13 protein-coding genes and 1 pseudogene are annotated in these 15,306 nt (G+C 70.9%); 13 read left to right on the forward strand and 1 reads right to left on the reverse strand.

The annotated features are described in order from the left end of the window. The 11 genes and pseudogenes from JWN68_RS07015 to JWN68_RS07065 form a co-directional block, all read left to right on the forward strand. A pseudogene (locus JWN68_RS07015) lies at positions 1-1,080 on the forward strand (Dak phosphatase); the annotation flags it as partial. Continuing rightward, positions 1,081-3,285, forward strand: coding sequence for an ATP-dependent DNA helicase RecG (locus JWN68_RS07020; protein WP_297736660.1), 2,205 nt, complete (start codon positions 1,081-1,083; stop codon positions 3,283-3,285). Beyond that, complete coding sequence (gene rsmD, locus JWN68_RS07025) at positions 3,282-3,857, forward strand: 16S rRNA (guanine(966)-N(2))-methyltransferase RsmD (RefSeq protein ID WP_297736663.1); 576 nt, start codon at positions 3,282-3,284, stop codon at positions 3,855-3,857. The genes JWN68_RS07020 and rsmD overlap by 4 nt, the downstream gene beginning before the upstream one ends. Before the next feature lie 16 nt (positions 3,858-3,873). Then, positions 3,874-4,365 carry a pantetheine-phosphate adenylyltransferase gene (coaD, locus tag JWN68_RS07030; RefSeq protein ID WP_366519759.1) on the forward strand — a complete coding sequence of 164 codons (492 nt, stop codon included), beginning with the start codon at positions 3,874-3,876 and terminating at the stop codon, positions 4,363-4,365. A 132-nt stretch (positions 4,366-4,497) separates the two neighbouring features. Then, positions 4,498-5,046, forward strand: a complete 549-nt coding sequence (locus JWN68_RS07035; RefSeq protein ID WP_297736669.1) for a YceD family protein — start codon at positions 4,498-4,500, stop codon at positions 5,044-5,046. Positions 5,047-5,092: 46 nt separating this feature from the next. Beyond that, positions 5,093-5,278: a 50S ribosomal protein L32 gene (gene rpmF, locus JWN68_RS07040; RefSeq protein WP_297736672.1), complete on the forward strand. Its 186-nt coding sequence runs from the start codon at positions 5,093-5,095 to the stop codon at positions 5,276-5,278. A gap of 61 nt (positions 5,279-5,339) precedes the next feature. After that, positions 5,340-6,005 (forward strand): ribonuclease III, encoded by a 666-nt coding sequence (rnc, locus tag JWN68_RS07045; RefSeq protein ID WP_297736675.1) that lies wholly within the window; start codon positions 5,340-5,342, stop codon positions 6,003-6,005. 3 nt (positions 6,006-6,008) lie between these two features. Continuing rightward, positions 6,009-6,875, forward strand: a complete 867-nt coding sequence (gene mutM, locus JWN68_RS07050; protein ID WP_297736678.1) for a bifunctional DNA-formamidopyrimidine glycosylase/DNA-(apurinic or apyrimidinic site) lyase — start codon at positions 6,009-6,011, stop codon at positions 6,873-6,875. Between the two features lie 91 nt (positions 6,876-6,966). Further along, positions 6,967-7,179 carry a hypothetical protein gene (locus JWN68_RS07055; RefSeq protein ID WP_297736681.1) on the forward strand — a complete coding sequence of 71 codons (213 nt, stop codon included), beginning with the start codon at positions 6,967-6,969 and terminating at the stop codon, positions 7,177-7,179. A gap of 52 nt (positions 7,180-7,231) precedes the next feature. Then, positions 7,232-8,773, forward strand: coding sequence for a hypothetical protein (locus JWN68_RS07060; RefSeq protein ID WP_297736684.1), 1,542 nt, complete (start codon positions 7,232-7,234; stop codon positions 8,771-8,773). Positions 8,774-8,797: 24 nt separating this feature from the next. Next, positions 8,798-10,066: an MFS transporter gene (locus JWN68_RS07065; RefSeq protein WP_297736687.1), complete on the forward strand. Its 1,269-nt coding sequence runs from the start codon at positions 8,798-8,800 to the stop codon at positions 10,064-10,066. Here JWN68_RS07065 and JWN68_RS07070 read toward each other — a convergent pair. Continuing rightward, positions 10,026-11,075 carry a methyltransferase domain-containing protein gene (locus JWN68_RS07070; RefSeq protein WP_297736690.1) on the reverse strand — a complete coding sequence of 350 codons (1,050 nt, stop codon included), beginning with the start codon at positions 11,073-11,075 and terminating at the stop codon, positions 10,026-10,028. The genes JWN68_RS07065 and JWN68_RS07070 overlap by 41 nt on opposite strands. 170 nt (positions 11,076-11,245) lie before the next feature. On the opposite strand from JWN68_RS07070, the gene smc reads away from it, so the two are divergent. Next, entirely contained in the window at positions 11,246-14,800 is a 3,555-nt protein-coding gene (gene smc / locus JWN68_RS07075; protein WP_297736693.1) for a chromosome segregation protein SMC, read from the forward strand. Beyond that, positions 14,797-15,246, forward strand: coding sequence for an acyl-CoA thioesterase (locus JWN68_RS07080; protein WP_297736696.1), 450 nt, complete (start codon positions 14,797-14,799; stop codon positions 15,244-15,246). Before smc ends, JWN68_RS07080 begins: the two co-directional genes overlap by 4 nt. Positions 15,247-15,306: the final 60 nt, after the last annotated feature.

Genomic DNA, 15,306 nt, shown 5'->3' on the forward strand with positions numbered 1-15,306 from the left:
GTCGTCGACGCGGGCGGCCGGGGTCTGTGCGTCGTCCTCGACGCAGCCGAGACGGTCTCCACGGGACGCCGGCCACCCCCTGCCCCGATCGGGGTCCCGCGGATCCCGGTGCCGCTCGCCCTGCACGGCGACCTGCAGGGTGACCTCAGCCCCGAGGGCCCGGCCTACGAGGTGATGTATCTCCTCGACGCCGAGGAGAGCGCGGTCACCCTGTTGAAGAAGGCCCTCTCCGGGCTCGGCGACAGCCTGGTCGTGGTGGGATCGGACCGGCTGTGGAACGTCCACGTGCACGTCGACGACGTCGGTGCCGCCATCGAGGCCGGGATCGAGGCCGGCCGCCCCTATCGCGTGCGGGTCACCCACTTTGCCGACCAGGTCGCCCAGCAGTCCGCGCAGGGGCGCCACCCCGCCACCAGGACCGGGCGCAAGGTGGTCGCCGTCGCAGCCGGCCCGGGGCTGGCGGCGCTCTTCGAGGAGGCCGGCGCCGTCGTCGTCCACGGTGGCCCCGGTCGGCGTCCCTCCACGGGCCAGATCCTCGACGCCATCACCGGTTGCGGTGCCGCCGAGGTCGTGGTGCTCCCCAACGACGCCGACTCCATCCGGGTCGCGGAGATCGCCGCCCGCACGGCCGAGGAGAGCGGTGAGGTCCGGGTCGAGGTGGTTGCCTCGAAGGCGCAGGTCCAGGGGCTCGCCGCCATGGCCGTCCACGAGCCGGGCCGCACCTTCGACCATGACGTCCGGGAGATGACGGCCACGGCCCGTCACGCCCGCCACGGTGCGGTCACCGTCGCGGCCAGGCAGGCGATGACGATGGCCGGCCCCTGCGAGCCGGGAGACGTGCTCGGGGTGATCGCGGGCGACTTCGCCATCGTGGGGCAGGACGCCCACACGGTCGCGGTGGAGGTGCTCGAGCGGCTGATGGGTGGTGGCGGCGAGCTGGTCACCATCGTCTCCGGGGCGGGGGGCGAGGAGATGGCGGCCGGCGCTGCGGCATACGTGGAGAAGACGCACCCGGCCGTCGACGTCGTGGTCTACGACGGCGGTCAGGACCGTTATCCCCTGCTGGTGAGCGTGGAGTGAATGGTCTCGATCACGCCTGAGTCGCCCGTGGCCAGCGTCTTCGGACGCTCGCCCAAGCGCAAGCTCGTCGAGGAGGGCCTCGGCATCCACACCGTCGGTGAGCTGCTGCGCCACTTCCCTCGCCGCTACGTCCAGACGAAGGAGCTCTCCGAGGTCGGCACCCCGGAGGTCGGCCAGCTCCTGTCGGTCGTCGGCGAGGTGACGTCGAGCACCGTGAAGACCTTCCAGCGCGGTCGCAAGCTGCAGTACCGCACCGAGGTCCGGATCCGCACCAACGGACCGTCCTTCTCACTTTCGTTCTTCACCCCACATGCCGGACAGGCCAGCTCGTACGCCGAACAGATGCCCCTCGGGAGTCGGGGACTCTTCACCGGCAAGACCAAGATCTTCAACGGCAGCTGGCAGCTCGAGCAGCCCCACCACCTGATGTTCGGTGACGGAGGTGAGGACCAGAGCCTCAGCAAGCTGCTCCCGGTCTATCCGCTCACGAACCGGCTCTACGTCTGGGACCTCATCAAGGTCATCCGGGTGGCGCTGGACCTCGTGACGGACGTGCCCGACGTGCTGACGCCCGCACTCCGCGAGCGCTACGACGTGCTCGACGTCATGACCGCGCTCCGGCTGGTGCACGGGCCCGACGACTACGCCCAGGCAGGCGCCGGTCAGCGGCGCTTCCGCTTCGAGGAGGCGCTCGTCCTGCAGCTCGTGCTCGCCCGACGACGCGCGGCCCAGCGCGCCCTCGGTGCGCAGGCCCGGACCGGTGGGGGAGGACTGCTCGCCGCCTTCGACGAGCGGCTGCCCTTCGACCTCACCGCCGGCCAGGGCGAGATCGGCGAGGTGCTGGAGACCGAGCTCGCGCAGGCCCACCCGATGAACCGTCTGCTCCAGGGCGAGGTCGGCTCCGGCAAGACCGTGGTGGCGCTCCGCGCGATGCTCCGGGTGGTGGACTCCGGGGGCCAGGCCGCGCTGCTCGCGCCGACCGAGGTGCTCGCGCAGCAGCACCATCGGTCGATCTCGGCGATGCTCGGCGACCTCGCGCAGGGCGGAATGCTCGGAGGAGCCGCCGACGGCACCACGGTCGCGCTGCTCACCGGGTCGATGCCCAAGGCCGCCAAGGACGAGGCGCTGTCGATGCTGTCCAGCGGGGACGCCGGGATCGTCATCGGCACCCACGCGCTGCTCGAGGAGTCGGTGACGTTCGCCGACCTCGGACTCGTCGTGGTCGACGAGCAGCACCGCTTCGGGGTGAAGCAGCGAGCGGCGCTGACCGGCAAGGCAGGCACGCCTCCACACGTCCTCGTGATGACGGCGACCCCGATCCCGCGCACGGTCGCGATGACCGTCTTCGGCGACCTCGAGACCTCGGTGCTCACCGAGCTCCCCGCGGGTCGTGCGCCGATCCAGACCAACGTCGTGCCCCTCGTGGACCAGCCGCAGTGGATCAGCCGGGTCTGGGAGCGGGTGCGCGAGGAGGTGGCGAAGGGTCACCAGGTCTACGTGGTCTGCCCCCGGATCAGCGGGGACACCCTGGAGGAGGGCGAGAGCGACCAGCTCGACGTCGACGAGGACGGCGAGGTCACCACCAAGAAGGTCCCGCTGGCGGCCGTCGAGGACCTCCACGAGGAGCTCTCCGGCGGCGAGCTGCAGGGCCTGCGCACCGCGGTGCTCCACGGCAGGCTCCCGGCGGACCAGAAGGAGCGCACGATGCGCGCCTTCGCGGCCGGACAGGTCGACGTCCTGATCTCCACCACCGTCATCGAGGTCGGGGTCGACGTCCACAACGCCACCACGATGGTGCTGCTCGACGCCGACAGGTTCGGCGTCAGCCAGCTCCACCAGCTCCGTGGACGCGTCGGCCGAGGGGGATTGCCGGGGTTGTGCCTGCTCGTCTCGCGGGCCGAGGCCGGCACGCCGGCACGCGAACGCCTCGACGCCGTGGCCTCGACCACGGACGGCTTCGAGCTCAGCAGGGTCGACCTCGAACAGCGGCGCGAGGGCGACGTCCTCGGGGCCAACCAGTCGGGCTTCCGGTCCAGCCTCGTCACGCTGCGCGTCCTGCGCGACGAGAAGACGATCCTGCGGGCCCGGGAAGCCGCCGACGAGCTGCTGCGTGAGGACGCCGACCTGTCGGCATATCCCGGACTGGCGGCCGCCGTCGCCGACATCGAGGCGTCGCAGCACTCCGAATACGTGGACAAGTCGTGACGCGCATCATCGGTGGGGCAGCCGGGGGGCGGCGGCTGGTCACCCCTCGAGGGTCCGCGACGCGGCCCACGAGCGACCGGGTGCGCGAGGCGTTGTTCTCCGCCGTCGAGGCATGGAGCGGGTCGCTCAGCGGTCTGCGGTTCCTCGACCTCTATGCCGGGTCCGGGGCCGTGGGGCTCGAGGCGTGGTCGCGCGGGGCGGGCGTGGTCTCGTTCGTGGAGCAGGACCGAAGGACCGCAGCGCTGATCGCCCGCAACGCCGAGTCCCTGGGGGCGACCCGTGCCTACGTGGCGGCGTCGTCGGTGGCTGCCACGCTGCGCAAGTCACCCTCTGCGCCGTACGACATCGTCTTCGCCGACCCGCCCTACCCGCTGGCGGACGAGGAGGTCGCCACGGCGCTGGCCGCGCTCGTCCACGGCGACTGGCTCGTGCCGGGCGCCCTGGTGGTGGTCGAACGGTCGGCACGCAGCCCCGACCTCACCTGGCCCGAGGGTCTCGTCGGTGACCGGGCGAAGAAGTACGGCGAGACCATGCTTTGGTACGGTCACGCAGCCCCGAGCACCAGGAGTTGAGCTCATGACCGGTCGACTGCACAGGGCGGTCTGCCCCGGGTCCTTCGACCCGGTGACGAACGGCCACCTCGACATCATCGAGCGGGCGGCAAGGCTCTTCGACGAGGTCGTCGTCGCCGTCGGGGTCAACGCGTCCAAGAGCCGGCTCTTCAGCGCCGACGAGCGGCTCGAGATGCTCACGCGCGCCTGCGCCCCGTGGGAGAACGTCCGGATCGACACCTTCACCGGCTTGCTGACCGAGTTCTGCGTCGAGCAGGAGATCGACGCGATCGTGAAGGGCCTGCGGGCCGTCAGCGACTTCGACTACGAGCTCCAGATGGCCCAGATGAACTCCCACCTCGCGCCGGTGGAGACGGTCTTCATGCCGACGAGCCCGGAGTGGTCCTTCGTGGCGAGCAGCCTGGTCAAGGAGGTCGCCACCTTCGGCGGTGACGTCACGGGTCTGGTCCCCGAGTTCGTGCGCGAGCAGCTCGTCGCCCGGCTGGCCGAGGGCGGGGAAACCCGGTGAGGGCCCAGTGAGGCTGCAGGCCGGCCCCTCCGTTTTGCCCCGGCACCCGCCCGACGGCTACGCTTTCGTGGTTCTGTTCAGTGTTCGGACCGGAGTGACATCGTGACCAGCCTGGACCCGAGGGTGCCGCTCGTGCTCGACACACGCGAGCTCGGCCGCCGCCCGGGGTCCCAGCGGGACGTGGTGCGCACCGTGCCGGCGCCGGCAGAGCTCGGCATCGAAGTCTTGCGTGTCCCCGAAGGATCGCCGGTCGAACTCGACCTGCGGCTCGAGGCGGTCATGGAGGGCGTGCTGGTCTCCGGCTCCGCCTCGGCAGAGCTGGTCGGCGAATGCGCACGGTGCCTGGAACCGATCCAGGAGATGACCCAGGTCCGGTTCCAGGAGCTGTTCGTCTACGACGACGTCCGGCACGACCCGCAAGATGCAGAACTCGATGACGAAGTCAGCCGACTCGAGGACGACCTGCTCGACCTCGAGCCGCTGCTGCGGGACGCGGTGGTGCTTGCACTTCCGTTCCGGCCGCTGTGCGAGGAGGGCTGTCCAGGGCTGTGCATCGAGTGCGGTGCACGACTGGCCGATGATCCCGAGCACGCGCACGACGAACCGATCGACCCGCGGTGGGCCAGCCTCACCGCGCTGCAGGATGTAGTCCCGCACGACCCCAGCACCACCCAGGAATGACACGTACGGTCGAGGAGACTCGGCCGGCAACACCAAGGAGAACACCATGGCTGTCCCGAAGCGGAAGATGTCGCGGAGCAACACGCGCCACCGCCGGTCGCAGTGGAAGGCCGTTGCGCCGACCCTCGTGAACTGCGTCAACCCCGCTTGCGAGGCCAAGCACCTCCCGCACCGCGCGTGCGGCTCGTGCGGCCAGTACGGCGCCCGCGCCGCACTCCGCCAGGTCCTCTGAGCGAGCACAAGCAAGTCCGCTGAGCACACAGGCGCTGCGCGAGGCGCTCGGGAATCCCACTTTGGAACCCGAGCTCCTCGAGCGCGCCCTCACCCACCGTTCCTACGCCTACGAGAACGGTGGGCTCCCCACCAACGAGCGCCTCGAGTTCCTCGGCGACTCGGTGCTGGGCGTGGTGGTGACCGAGACGCTCTACACCACCCACCCCGACCTGTCCGAGGGTCGGCTGGCCAAGCTCCGCGCTGCCGTGGTCAACGCCCGCGCCCTGGCCGACGTGGCACGCAGGATCGAGCTCGGGCAGCACATCAAGCTCGGCCGCGGTGAGGAGACCACCGGCGGTCGCGAGAAGGCATCGATCCTCTCCGACACCGTCGAGGCGCTGATCGGCGCGATCCACATGAGCGGCGGCATCGAGGCGTCCTCGCGGGTCGTGCACCGGCTCTTCGACGACATGATGGTCACGGCTGCCTCGATGGGCGCCGGGCTGGACTGGAAGACCTCGCTGCAGGAGCTCTCCGCGACCCTGGGTCTCGGCGTCCCCGAATACGTGATCGAGGACGACGGCCCCGACCACATGAAGTCCTTCGTGGCCCGCGTCCGGGTGGGCGACACGCTCTACGGGCACGGCACCGGCGGCTCCAAGAAGCAGGCCGAGCAGGGCGCTGCCGAGACCGCCTACGGCGAGCTGTCGAAGCTCCACCCCGAGCTCGTCTTCGACCGCTCCTGACCGGTGCCCGAACTCCCCGAGGTCGAGGTCGTCCGGGCAGGGCTGGCCCGTCACGTCACCGGCGCCACGATCGAGGGCGTCGACGTGCTGCACCCACGCCCGCTGCGACGTGACCCCCGTGGCGCCGACGGTTTCGTCGCCCACCTGATCGGCCACGAGATCACCGCCGTACGCCGCCGCGGCAAGTACTTCTGGCTCGCCCTCAGCTCCGGCGACGCCGTGCTCGGACATCTCGGGATGAGCGGGCAGATGCTGCTCCAGCAGCCCGGCGTGCCGGACGAGAAGCACCTACGGGTGCGGTTCACGCTCTCGGGGGGTCTGGAGATGCGCTTGGTGGACCAGCGGATGTTCGGCGGGCTGCTGATCTCCGACGGCGGGGCGGAGCTGCCGACCGAGATCGTCCACATCGGCCGCGACCCGCTCGACCCGGAGTTCGACCAGGAGGCTGTCGTGAGGCGGATCCGTCGCCGTACGGTCGGGATCAAGCGCCAGCTGCTCGACCAGGGACTCGTCTCCGGCATCGGCAACATCTATGCCGACGAGGCCCTGTGGGCGGCGCAGCTGCACTACGACCGACCGGGCGACCGGCTCACCCGCGCCCAGGCCGACCTGGTCCTCAGCCACGCGAGCACGGTCATGCGGGAGGCGCTGGGCCAGGGCGGGACGTCGTTCGACGCGCTCTACGTCAACGTCAACGGCGAGTCCGGCTACTTCGACCGCTCCCTGCACGCCTACGGCCGCGAGGGGGAGCCGTGCGAGCGGTGCGGGACGGCGATCAGGCGCGCGGCGTTCATGAACCGGTCGTCGTTCTTCTGCCCGACGTGCCAGAAGGTCCCACGCCGGGCGCGAATGCCCTCGTCGCGACATTGACCTGCACCCCGACGGGTGGGACTCTGGTAGGCGGTGGCAAACCGCGGCCACCCTCCACTTCTCACTGACTCGGCTCGAAGGGGCGCACCTCATGGCGAAGGCGCTGATCGGACATCTTCGCAGCGACCAACGCGTCCCCTCTCGAGTGTCCCTGGACAACCAACGGCTGCGTCGGCGCGTGTGCGACCTCGAGACGCTGGTGCTGCAGGTCCAGCTCGAGAACGACCGCCTGCGCCTCGAGAACGAGCGACTGGTCGCCGAGCGCTCCACGCCCGCCCTCGAGTCGGAGATGCTGCCGGCCTGATCCGCTCGACGTCGGGGCGTGACCTCCGACACGTGTGCCTCGTTGAGGTGCCATGCGAACCCTGCCCGCCGCCACAGCGGCCCTCATCCTGGGCGCGTCGGTCGCCCTGACCAGCCCCGCCCTGGCCCACGGTGACCGCGACCGCATGGACCAGAAGCGCTCCGAGTACGACGCGGGGTTGAACGCGCCCGTTGTGATGAGCCCCAGCGTCAGCCTCGTCGACAGCAATCCCGGCTCGGCGGGGATCTCGGGCTGCTTCATGAAGACCGCGCCCCTCTTCGTGATGTCCGGGCTCGACTCGGTCATCGTGCACGACGTCAGCAACCCGCTCGACCCGAAGCGGGTGGGCACCTTGCCGAGCCTCCAGTTCGAGAACGAGGCGATGAACTGCGGCGAGCGCAAGGTGGGCAGGACCACCCAGCGGTTCGCTCTCATCGGCGTCGACCTCTACCAGGCCTCGCCCGGCGACATCACGCACGTCAACGACCCCGCCCGGGGCGACTACGAGCTGATCATCGTCGACGTCACCGACCCGACGACCCCGCGCATCCGCTCCCGCGTGCCGTCCACGACCAGCACCCACACGGTCAGCTGCGTCGTCGACACCGCCTGCCGCTACGTCTACTCGGCCGGTGACGACAGCCAGGTCCCCGGCCAGGGCAGCTTCTCGATCTTCGACCTGAGCAACCTCGACCGTCCCGTCGAGGTCGACAGCGACCCGGCGACCGCGGGCCTCCAGCCGTTCCGCTCCGACGCGGTGGGCTGGGGCGGCCACAAGTGGAACTTCGACGGTGCGGGGCGCGGAGTCCACACGGGTGCCGGTGGGACGTACGTCTACGACGTCTCCAACCCGATCAAGCCGGTGGAGATCGCCAACACCGGGGCTGCGGGCGACTCGTCTCGTGAGGGCATGAGCAACGGCTTCAACAACTTCATCCACCACAACTCCTTCCACCCCAACGCAGCGGCCTTCCGTCCCGACGCCGCTCCCTCGCTGAAGAACGGCAACATCCTGCTCGTCACCGAGGAGGACTACGAGAACCCCGACTGCTCGACGGCAGGGTCCTTCCAGACCTGGCACATCAAGCGGCTGGACGGCTCCGACGGCTCGATCGTCCCGCTCGCCAAGGTGGAGCTGGCCGACCTTGCGACGTACCCGCTGCCCGTCGGAGCGTTCTGCTCCGCGCACTGGTTCGACTACCACCAGTCCGGGATCGTGTCGGTCGGCTACTACGGCGGCGGCACCCAGTTCATCGACGTGAACAACCCGCTGGCGCCCAAGAGCCACGGCTTCGCCTGGTTCGGAGCCTCCGAGGTCTGGGACAGCTACTGGGTCCCGGTCTACAGCTCCCGTGGCGTCGCCACCGGCAAGAAGACCAACGTCGCCTACTCGGTCGACCTGGTGCGTGGGCTTGACGTCCTCGCCGTGGACGTCGAGGGGGACTCGGTCGGCGCGGTGCCCGACCCGACCCTCCTGCCCGGCGGCTCGGGGACGGACCTCGGCCTCACCGGGGCAGCCCCGATCGGCGCGCTCGGTGCACTGGGGGCCTTCCTCGTCGTGATGCGCAGGCGCCGGGTGCTGCACCAGGACTAGCGTCGCGACTAGGCTCTCGGCCTTGTGAGCCGCCTGGTCGAGACCGTCTTCCCGCGGCGGCTCGGGACCTCCTTCCGCTGGCTGGTCGCGTCGTCGTGGACGACCAACCTCGGCGACGGACTGATGATGGCGGCGGGACCGCTGCTGGTGGCATCGCAGACCCGCAACCCGCTCCTGGTGGCCGCCGCAGCGATGTCGTTCCAGCTCCCGTGGCTGGTGTTCGGGCTCGTTGCGGGCGCGATGGCCGACCGGCTCGACCGCCGGGTGCTGGTGATGACGATGGATGCGGCACGGGCCGTGGTGCTGGGCGGCCTGTGCGTGGTGATCGTCACCGGTCAGGTGAACATCTGGCTCGTGATGGCGGCCATGTTCCTCATCGGTCTGGCCGAGGTCTTCGCGGACACCGCGACCAGCACCCTGGTGCCGATGCTGGTCGACAAGGTGGATCTCGGCATCGCGAACGCCCGGATCCAGGTGGGGTTCCTGACGGCCAACCAGCTCGTGGGACCGGCGGCCGGAGCGGTGATCTTCGCCGCCGGCACGGCGTGGCCGTTCGTGATCCAGACGGTGTGCGTGGCGCTGGGAGTGGTCCTGGTGTCCCGGATCGCCACCCCCCGCGGAGCAGTGCGGAAACACGTGGAGACCCACGTCCGCCAGGACATCGCCGAGGGGGTGCTGTGGTTGGTCGGCAACGGTCCCGTGCGGACGCTGGCACTCGTGATCGTGGTTTTCAACATCACCTGGGCGGCACCATGGTCGGTGCTCGTGCTCTGGGCCACCGAACGGGTCGGGATCGACGCTGCCGGCTTCGGCCTGCTCACGACCGCGTCCGCCCTGGGCGGCCTGCTCGGGACACTGTTCTACGGCCGCATCGAGCGCCGGGTGCCGTTGGCGACCCTGATGCGCACGGTGCTGGCGAGCGAGGTGGTCTTCCACCTGGCGATGGCACTGACGACCTCGGCGTACGCCGCCTACCCGCTGATGTTCTTCTTCGGCGCCTACGCCTTCGTCTGGGGGACCCTGTCGCAGACGGTCCGTCAGCGCGCGGTGCCTGCGGAGTTCCAGGGGCGCGTCGGGTCGGTCTACATGCTGTGCGTGATGGGCGGGATGCTCGGCGGGTCACTCCTCGGCGGCCTGATCGCGCGTCAGTGGGGCGTCAACGCGCCGTGGTGGTTCGCCTTCGTCGGCTCAGGGCTCACCCTCGCCCTGGTGTGGGGCCAGCTCGCGAAGATCGCGCACGCCGACGAGGCTGCTAGCGCGCCCCGCGACGAAGTCGTCGGGACGCCCGAGTGAGCGCACCAGCGCGGCGAGCGGACCCGGCGTCGCCCAGCTGGTCCTGCAGGCGGCGTACGCGGCGTCTGGCCCGGTCGCGCTGACGCCGGGCCTCGACGAGCTCGGCCTGCAGCAGCTCGACCGGATCGGGGTCGGGCGCCGGCTCCGGGGTGCTGATGGTGCGCTCCGGCGGCAGGGCGGCCAGCGCCGCGCCGTGGGCGCGCCCACGGCGCTCGTCCCGCGCGTCCCCGTCCATGCCCGCCGGCAGCCGGACCAGCACGACGTGGAACTCGAGGTCGTTGTGCGCCGTGGGCAGCAGCCGGTCGACCACGAAGTCGACGAGCCCGAGATGGCACAGGTCGTCGATGAACGACACGAACTCCCGAGGGGTCCACAACCACACGTGGCTGTCGACGTATTCGCCTCGCCGGCAGCGCTCGAGCAGCTCGAGGGCGTGGTCCCAGGTGTGGCTGCGGGCGGTGGCGTCCGGCACGTCGCCCGCCCAGGCGCGTTCGGCCGGCACGTCGACTGCTCCGCGGTGGGCGTCGAAGACGGCCCGCGGGGACGGGGTCTGGTCGCCGCGGTCGTGCGCCTCGAGTGCCTGGCCGACGGTCGTGGCCGGCCGGTGGAGGTCGAAGCAGAACCGACGGTCCGGCACGCTGAGGGCGAGCTCGCCGTCGTCGGCGGTCACCTGCCACAGCTGGCGCAGCCATCCGATGACGTCCGGGATGTGCTCGATGACGTGACTGGCGAGGACCCAGTCGAAGGGGGCGCCGGTGCTGCAGGCGTCCTCGAGACTGCGGAACCCGTCGTCGTGCTCGAGCCAGAAGTCGAGCTCCGGGATCTTGTCGACGTCCACGTTGTCGTCAGGGCCGTAGTGTGCCTGCAGCTTGGAGCGGTCGGACACGTCCAGGTAGGACACGTCGGACTCGGGGCGTACGGCGATGGGCCGGTCGAGCGGTCCGATCTCGAGACCGTGGCCGACGCGGAGGTCGAGCAGGGTGGTCAACGGGGTGTCTCTACCGGGCACGGGTGGAGGCTACACATCCGCCCGCCACCTCCCCGGAGTGCGCCGGACTGCCGGTTAGGGTGGACCCGCTTCCCCTGCATCGCGCGAGGCGTCTGAGAAGATGCCGCGTTCGCCGTACTCACCGCGCCCTACCGGAATCTGCTCACCCGAAATCTGCAGGGAGCTGCACGTTGTATCTCAAGAGCCTCACGCTGAAGGGCTTCAAGTCCTTTGCGTCCTCGACGACGCTCCAGCTCGAGCCCGGGATCACCTGCATCGTCGGGCCCAACGGCTCGGGGAAGTCCAACGTCGTCGACGCACTCGCCTGGGTGATGGGCGAGCAGGGCGCCAAGTCGCTCCGCGGCGGCAAGATGGAGGACGTCATCTTCGCCGGCACGTCCAGCCGGCCGCCGCTCGGGCGGGCCGAGGTGCAGCTGACGATCGACAACAGTGACGGCGCGCTGCCGATCGAGTATGCCGAGGTCACCATCTCGCGCACGATGTTCCGCAACGGTGGCTCGGAGTATGCGATCAACGGCAGCAGCTGCCGGTTGCTGGACGTGCAGGAGCTGCTCAGCGACTCCGGCATCGGCCGCGAGATGCACGTCATCGTCGGTCAGGGGCAGCTCGACACGATCCTGCACGCGACCCCGGAGGACCGGCGTGGCTTCATCGAGGAGGCGGCCGGTGTCCTCAAGCACCGCAAGCGCAAGGAGAAGGCGCTCCGCAAGCTCGACTCCACCGACGGCAACCTCACCCGGCTCAGCGACCTGCTGACGGAGATCCGGCGTCAGCTCAAGCCGCTGGGACGGCAGGCCGAGGTCGCCCGCCGGGCCGCCTCGGTGCAGGCCGATGTTCGTGACGCCCGCGCCAGGCTGATGGCCGACGACCTCGTCAACGCTCGCCGGGCCCTCGAGCAGGAGATGGCCGACGAGTCGATCCTCCTCGAGCGTCGCCAGCAGGTCGAGGCGGCCCTGGCGAAGGCGCGGGAGCAGGAGACGGCGCTGGAGGCCGCGCTCCGCACCGACCTGCCTGAGCTGGCCAAGGCCCAGGAGACATGGTTCGCCCTGTCCGGTCTCAAGGAGCGCCTGCGCGGGACCCAGTCGCTGGCTGTCGAGCGGCTTCGCAACGCCGCCGGGGCGGCCGAGTCGGACACCGTCGACTCCGGACGCGACCCCGACGAGCTGGAGGCCCAGGCCGGGCGCGTCCGCGAGCAGGAAGCAGAGATCGCAGCGCTGGTCGAGGAACACCGGGCCGCGCTCGAAGGCGCGGTCGCAGGTCGGCGTACGGCCGAGGAGACAGCCGCGGAGGAGGAGCGTCGCATCGCCGGGCTCGTCCGCGCCGCGGCCGACCGGCGTGAGGGGCTGGCCCGCCTGCACGGGCGGGTCAACGCGCTGAAGTCGCGAGCGGCTGCCGCTGACGACGAGATCGGCCGCCTGCAGGCGCAGCGCGAGGAGGCGCTCGCGCGTGCGGCCCGGGCCCAGAAGGACTTCACGGCGCTGGAGACCCGAGTGGCCGGGCTCGACGCGGGGGAGGAGGGCCTCGACGCCGAGCACGAAGCCGCCGTCGCCGCGCTCGACGACGTGGACGAGCGCCTGGCCAAGGCACGCGAGGAGGCGCAGCAGGCCGATCGCGTCAGGGCCGGGCTGGTGGCGCGACGCGACGCCCTCGAGATCGGTCTGAACCGCAAGGACGGCGCGGGCGCACTGCTCGCGGCGTCCGACTCGGTGTCGGGACTGATGGGCTCCGTGGCCGCGCTGCTGAGCGTCCGGCCCGCCTACGAGGCCGCCGTGGCCGCTGCGCTCGGCACGGCTGCAGATGCTGTCGTGGTCACCGACGCGGAGGCGGCCGTCGACGCGATCGCCCACCTGAAGGGGGACGACCTCGGCCGCGCGGGGTTGCTGCTCGGCGGGGGGTCGGTCGACGACGCTCCGCGGGCACCGCTGCCCGCCGGCGCGGTCTACGCCCTCGACGTGGTCGAGGCGCCGGACGAGATCCGGCCGGCGGTGTCACGCCTGCTCGCCGGGTTCGTCGTCGTCGACGACATCGCCGCCGCCCGGGCCCTGGTCCGCGAGCAGCCGCGGCTGACTGCGGTCACGAGGGACGGCGACCTCTTCGGCGCCCACTTCGCGGCCGGTGGCTCGTCGCGGCAGCCCAGCCTGCTCGAGGTCCAGGCAGCGGTCGACGAGGCCACCACCCAGCTGCAGGAGGCGACGGCCACCACCGAGCGCCTCGGCTTCACCATCTCCCGCTTCGAGGCCGAGCGCCACGAAGCACTCAAGCGCGCCGACGTGGCTCTGGCCAAGCTGCACGAGTCCGACGCGACGCTGGCCGCCGTGGCCGAGGAGCTCGGTCAGTACGGCTCACTGGCCCGGTCCGCAAAGGGCGAGGCCGAGCGTCTCGAACGCGCCATCGCGACTGCTCTCGAGGCGCACGAGAAGGACGTCGCGGGTCTGGCTGACCTGGAGCTCCGGCTCACCGTAGCCGAGGAGTCCCCGGACGAGGAGCCTGACCTCACCGAGCGCGAACGCCTCGTGGAGGCGGCCAGCGGGGCGCGCCAGTCCGAGATGGACGCCCGCCTCACGTTGCGCACCACCGAGGAGCGGGCACGCGCGCTGCACGGTCGCGCCGACTCGTTGCTCCGCGCGGCGCAGGCCGAGCGCGAGTCCCGGGGCCGCGCTCGAGAGCGCCGCGAGCGCCTGATCCGCGAGGGCAGCGCCGCCGAGGAGGTCAACGCAGCGGTGACTGTGGTCCTGCAGGCCCTCGAGCGCTCCGTGATGATGGCGGCCGACGCCCGCGCGGCGGTCGAGGAGTCCAGGCAGGAGCGGGAACAGCAGCTCCTCGCCGTACGCACCACTCTGCGCGACCTGGCCCGCGAGCACGACGAGCTCGTCAACTCCGTGCACCGCGACGAGATGGCCCGCACCCAGCAGAAGATGCGGATCGACCAGCTCGAGGAGCGAGCCCTCGAGGAGCTCGGCATGGAGGCGGACGGGCTGATCACCGACTACGGCCCCGAGACCCTGGTGCCGTTCTTCGGTGAGGTGGCAGAGGACCAGGTCACCCCGGAGCCCGTGCCCTTCGTGCGGGAGGAGCAGCAGAAGCGCCTCAAGTCCGCGGAGCGAGCGCTCGCCATGCTCGGCCGGGTCAACCCGCTCGCGCTGGAGGAGTTCTCGGCGATGGAGGAGCGCCACAAGTTCCTCTCCGAGCAGCTCGAGGACCTGCGGCGTACGCGCAAGGACCTCCTCGACATCGTCCGCGAGGTCGACGCGCGGGTCGAGCAGGTGTTCCGGGAGGCCTATGCCGACGTGGAGAAGGCCTTCGACTCGACGTTCTCGCGACTCTTCCCCGGCGGCGAAGGGCGCCTCGTGCTCACCGACCCCGACGACATGCTCAACACCGGGATCGAGGTCGAGGCGCGCCCTGCCGGCAAGCGGGTCAAGCGGCTCTCGCTGCTCTCCGGCGGCGAGCGCTCGCTGGTGGCCGTGGCGTTCCTCGTGGCGCTGTTCAAGGCCCGTCCCTCGCCGTTCTACATCCTCGACGAGGTCGAGGCGGCGCTCGACGACACGAACCTCGGACGCCTGCTGGAGATCTACGAGGAGCTCCGGGAGAACTCCCAGCTGCTCGTCATCACCCACCAGAAGCGCACGATGGAGGTCGGCGACGCCTTGTACGGCGTCACCATGCGCGGCGACGGCGTCTCTGCGGTCATCTCCCAGCGGCTGGACCGGGCGGAGCCGGCGTGACCGAGCGAGCCCCTGTGCCCACCCGCGCCGACTACGTCGCCTGGCGCACCGCGACCACCCGGTGGCGTGACGACGACGCCTACGGCCATCTGAACAACGCGACCTACTACGAGCTCTTCGACACGGCCGTCAACGCCCACCTGTTCGAGGCCACCGGCACCAATGTCCGGCTGCTCCCGCAGATCGGCGTCGTGGCCGAGACCTCGTGCCGCTACTTCCGCGAGATCGGGTTCCCCGAGCCGATCGAGATGGGCCTGGTCGTCGACAGGGTCGGCACCTCCTCGATCATCTACCGCATCGGGCTCTTCCAGGGGGACTCGCCGGAGGCAGCCGCCGAGGGCCGCTTCGTGCACGTCTACGTCGACAACGAGCACGGGACCGGCAACCGCCCCGTGGTGCCGATGCCCGACGCGATCCGAGCCGCCGTCGTGCCGCTCCTGCGCTGACCCCGACCTGCGGGTGGGGTGGGGCCACGACACGCCCACACGCGAGCCGATGAATCGCTG

Origin of the sequence: Nocardioides sp. (assembly GCF_025964975.1) — a bacterium.
Taxonomy (GTDB): Bacteria; Actinomycetota; Actinomycetes; order Propionibacteriales; family Nocardioidaceae; genus Nocardioides.